This is a genomic window from Brevundimonas sp. (assembly GCF_018608325.1).
Classification (GTDB): Bacteria; Pseudomonadota; Alphaproteobacteria; order Caulobacterales; family Caulobacteraceae; genus Brevundimonas.
This window is the reverse complement of the sequence record NZ_JABAZW010000009.1, coordinates 1-3395: the sequence shown is the minus strand read 5'-3', so window position 1 is coordinate 3395 and position 3395 is coordinate 1. Positions and strand designations below refer to the sequence as shown.

At 66.9% G+C, this 3395-nt stretch carries 4 protein-coding genes and 1 pseudogene; 4 read left to right on the top strand and 1 reads right to left on the bottom strand.

The genetic code is table 11. The features are described from left to right. The 4 genes from QZ281_RS00790 to arfB form a co-directional block, all read left to right on the top strand. A partial coding sequence (locus QZ281_RS00790) for an amidohydrolase family protein (protein ID WP_292223510.1) occupies positions 1 to 735 on the top strand: 735 nt, incomplete at its 5' end. Next, positions 735 to 2075, top strand: a complete 1341-nt coding sequence (locus QZ281_RS00785) for an amidohydrolase family protein (protein ID WP_292223507.1) — start codon at positions 735 to 737, stop codon at positions 2073 to 2075. The genes QZ281_RS00790 and QZ281_RS00785, both read left to right, overlap by 1 nt. Before the next feature lie 82 nt (positions 2076 to 2157). Then, positions 2158 to 2616 (top strand): YaiI/YqxD family protein, encoded by a 459-nt coding sequence (locus QZ281_RS00780; protein WP_292223504.1) that lies wholly within the window; start codon positions 2158 to 2160, stop codon positions 2614 to 2616. Next, positions 2613 to 3017, top strand: coding sequence for an alternative ribosome rescue aminoacyl-tRNA hydrolase ArfB (arfB, locus tag QZ281_RS00775; protein WP_292223501.1), 405 nt, complete (start codon positions 2613 to 2615; stop codon positions 3015 to 3017). The genes QZ281_RS00780 and arfB overlap by 4 nt, the downstream gene beginning before the upstream one ends. A gap of 15 nt (positions 3018 to 3032) precedes the next feature. Here the strand turns inward: arfB and QZ281_RS00770 are convergent. After that, a pseudogene (locus tag QZ281_RS00770) lies at positions 3033 to 3395 on the bottom strand (hypothetical protein); the annotation flags it as partial.

The following is a 3395-nucleotide window of genomic DNA, read 5'->3' as shown; positions in this document are numbered from 1 at the left end:
GCCTTCATCGCCGCGCGCGAATACAAGGCCAAGTGGGATAAGTGGCGTGAGACGGGCGAAGGCTCGCCCCCGACCCGCAACCTGCAGAACGAGACGCTGGCGGGGGTTCTGGACGGTTCGATCCTGATCCAGAACCACTGCTACCGCGCCAATGAAATGGCGATGATGATGGATATGGCCAATGAGTTTGGCTACCGCATCTCGACCTTCCATCACGCGACCGAGGCCTACAAGATCGCGCCGCAACTGGCCGCCAACGGCATCTGCGCGGCCATCTGGACCGGCTGGTGGGGCTTCAAGATGGAGGCTCTGGACGCCATCGAGGAGAACGCCGCCCTGGTGGACGCCCAGCAGGGTTCGTGCGCCGTCATCCACTCCGACGACCCGGAACTGACCCAGCGTTTGAACCAGGAAGCCGCCGCCGCCCTGTCGGCCGGTCGTCGCGCAGGCCTGAATATCTCCGAAGAACACGCGATCGGCTGGTTCACCTCCAACGCGGCCAAGGCCATCGGCATCGCCGACCAGACGGGTTCACTGACGCCCGGCCTGCGCGCCGATGTGGTGATCTGGAGCGCCGATCCCTTCTCGATCTACGCCCGCGCCGATCAGGTCTTCATCGACGGCGCCCTGACCTATGACCGCGCCAACCCCGCCTATCAGCCGACCAGCGACTTTGAACTGGGTCAGCCGGGCTATGGCCTGACCGCCGCCAACGCTACTGTAGGAGCCCGCTGATGCGCCTCTCTCACATGATCGCGGGCGTCGTGGCCGCCCTCTCTATGGCCGCGCCTGCAGTGGCTCAGGAAACCGTCGCCATCGTCGGCGGGCGCATCCTGACGGGAACCTCTGTCATCGAAAGCGGCACGGTCGTCATTCGTGACGGCAAGATCGTTTCGGTCGGAGCAGGCGCCGCTCCTGCCGGTGCGCGCGTCATCAATGCGGCGGGCAAGACCGTCGCGCCGGGCTTCGTCGCCGTGGATTCCGGTCTGGGCGGCACCGAGGTCGGATCGGTGCGCGGCACCAATGACCTGAGAAACAGCGCCAACACCCTGAGTGCGGCCTTCGACGTCTCGTATGGGCTGGACCCCTGGTCCTTCACCCTGCCGGTGGCGCGTCTGGGCGGCATCACCCGTGCGGTGGTCGTGCCCCAGCACCCCGGATCTTCGGGCGGCCATGTCCATGAAGAGGACACGGCGGGCGCAGGCGATGGCGGCTTCCAGACGCCGGGGCTGTTCGCGGGGCAGGCGGCCATCATCAATCTGGGGCAGGGTTCGGACATTCTGGTCAAGCCGCGCGTGGCCATGGTCGCCCCGTTCGGCGAGGCCGGAGCCGCTGTCGCTGGCGGCGCCCGCGGCGCCCAGTTCGTGCTGTTCAAGGAGACCCTGTCGGAAGTCCGTCTCTATGCCCGCAACAAGTCGGCCTATGAGCGGGCAGGCCTGCGTAACCTCAGCCTGTCGCGGGCTGATCTTGAGGCCCTGATCCCGGTCGCCAACGGCACCCTGCCGCTGATCGTCACCGTCCACCGGGCGTCGGACATCCAGCAGGTTCTGCGTCTGGCGCGTGAAGAAGGGGTCAAGATCATCCTCGATGGCGCTGAAGAGGGCTGGCTGGTCGCCAATGAGATCGCGTCGGCCAGTGTGCCGGTTCTGCTGAACCCCATCTCCAACCTGCCCAGCGATTTCGAGGTCCGGGCGGCGCGGATGGAGAATGCAGCGGCCCTGAACGCGGCGGGCGTTGTCATCGCCATCAAGGGCAATGAAGGCTCGACCCACCGGGCGCGCGAGGCTCGCTACAACGCCGGCAACGCGGTGTCGCACGGCCTGCCTTATGGCGCAGCCATCGCCGCCCTGACGGTCAATCCGGCCAGGATCTTCGGCATGGCCGGACAGTTCGGCCAGATCGCGCCGGGCGCTGCGGGCGATGTGGTGGTTTGGTCTGGCGATCCGCTGGAGCCGCTGAGCCAGCCGTCGGCGATTTTCGTCAACGGCGTCGAACAGCCGTTGACCAGCCGCCCGCTGCTGCTGCGCGACCGTTACCGCCAGCAGACGACGATGCCTCCGGCTTATCGGAACTGATGAACGCAAAGGGCGGGGCCGGTGGTTCCGCCCTTTTTCTTTGGGTCTGTCGCATCGCATCGCGTCGCGCTAGGTCACGCCTATGCCCACCACCATCTACATCGACGCCGACGCCTGTCCTGTGAAGGAAGAGGTCTATCGCGTGGCGCGTCGCTATGGGCTGAAGACCTATGTCGTCTCCAACGGCTGGATGCAGGTCCCGCGCGAGGCCCTGATCGAACAGGTGGTCGTGGACGCTGGCCCTGACATCGCCGACGACTGGATCGCCGAACGCGCAGACGTGGGCGATGTGGTCATCACCGCCGATATTCCGTTGGCGGATCGTTGCCTGAAATCCGGCGCACAGGCGCTGAAGTCGAACGGCCAGCCGTTCACCCCGGACTCCATCGGTTCGGCTCTGGCCGGACGGATGGTGGGCGAGCATCTGCGCTCGATGGGTGTGGCCACATCCGGCCCGCCGCCGTTTTCAGCAGCCGACCGTTCGCGCTTCCTGCAGGCGCTGGATCAGGCCGTGGTCAAGGCGCGCAAGGCCGCGCCATGACGGTCATCCCCGAGGATGAGCTGGAGTTCCGCTTCTATCGTGCGGGCGGACCGGGCGGGCAGAACGTCAACAAGGTCTCGACCGCCGTGCAAATGCGGTTCGACGTCAGGAACTCGCCCAGCCTGACCGACCCCGTGAAGGCGCGGCTGATGAAGCTGGCGGGCAGCCGCCTGACGCTGGACGGGGTGATCCTGATCAACGCTGTGCGCCACCGCACGCAGGATCGGAACCGCGCCGACGCCATCGAACGGCTTCAGGCCATGGTGGACGAGGCCTCGATCAAGCCTGTCTATCGCGTGCCGACCCGCCCGACCAAGGCGTCCAAGGAACGACGGCTGAAGGCCAAGACCACCCGATCCGCCATCAAGAGCGGAAGGGGCCGCCCCAGCGGCGACGACTGAGCAGGGCCTTGTGCTCTAACGCCGTCCCCGGCCCCGGCGACCGCCGTCGCTCTGAAGCGCGGTTTGCGGCAGGCCGTCCAAAGTCAGATAGCCCTGATGCCTGGTGTCCAGCAGGCTGAACCAGCGCTGGCCGGTTGCGGTCCATTCCTGCAGCGTGATCTTCTGATCCATATTGCGGTCGGCGGATCGCACGGGCTGCGGCACGGACAGCAGGCCTGCGCGAGCCATGCGTTCAGAAGATTCCGCCGCCGCCGTGACGCGGGGTTCGCGCGGTTGGATATGCGACGGTTCGTCTTCCTGCCCGCCGCCTTCGCCCAGCCCCATGCGGCCTGCGCCACCGCCGCCGCCTCCACGACGACCGCCGCCGCCCCAACCGCC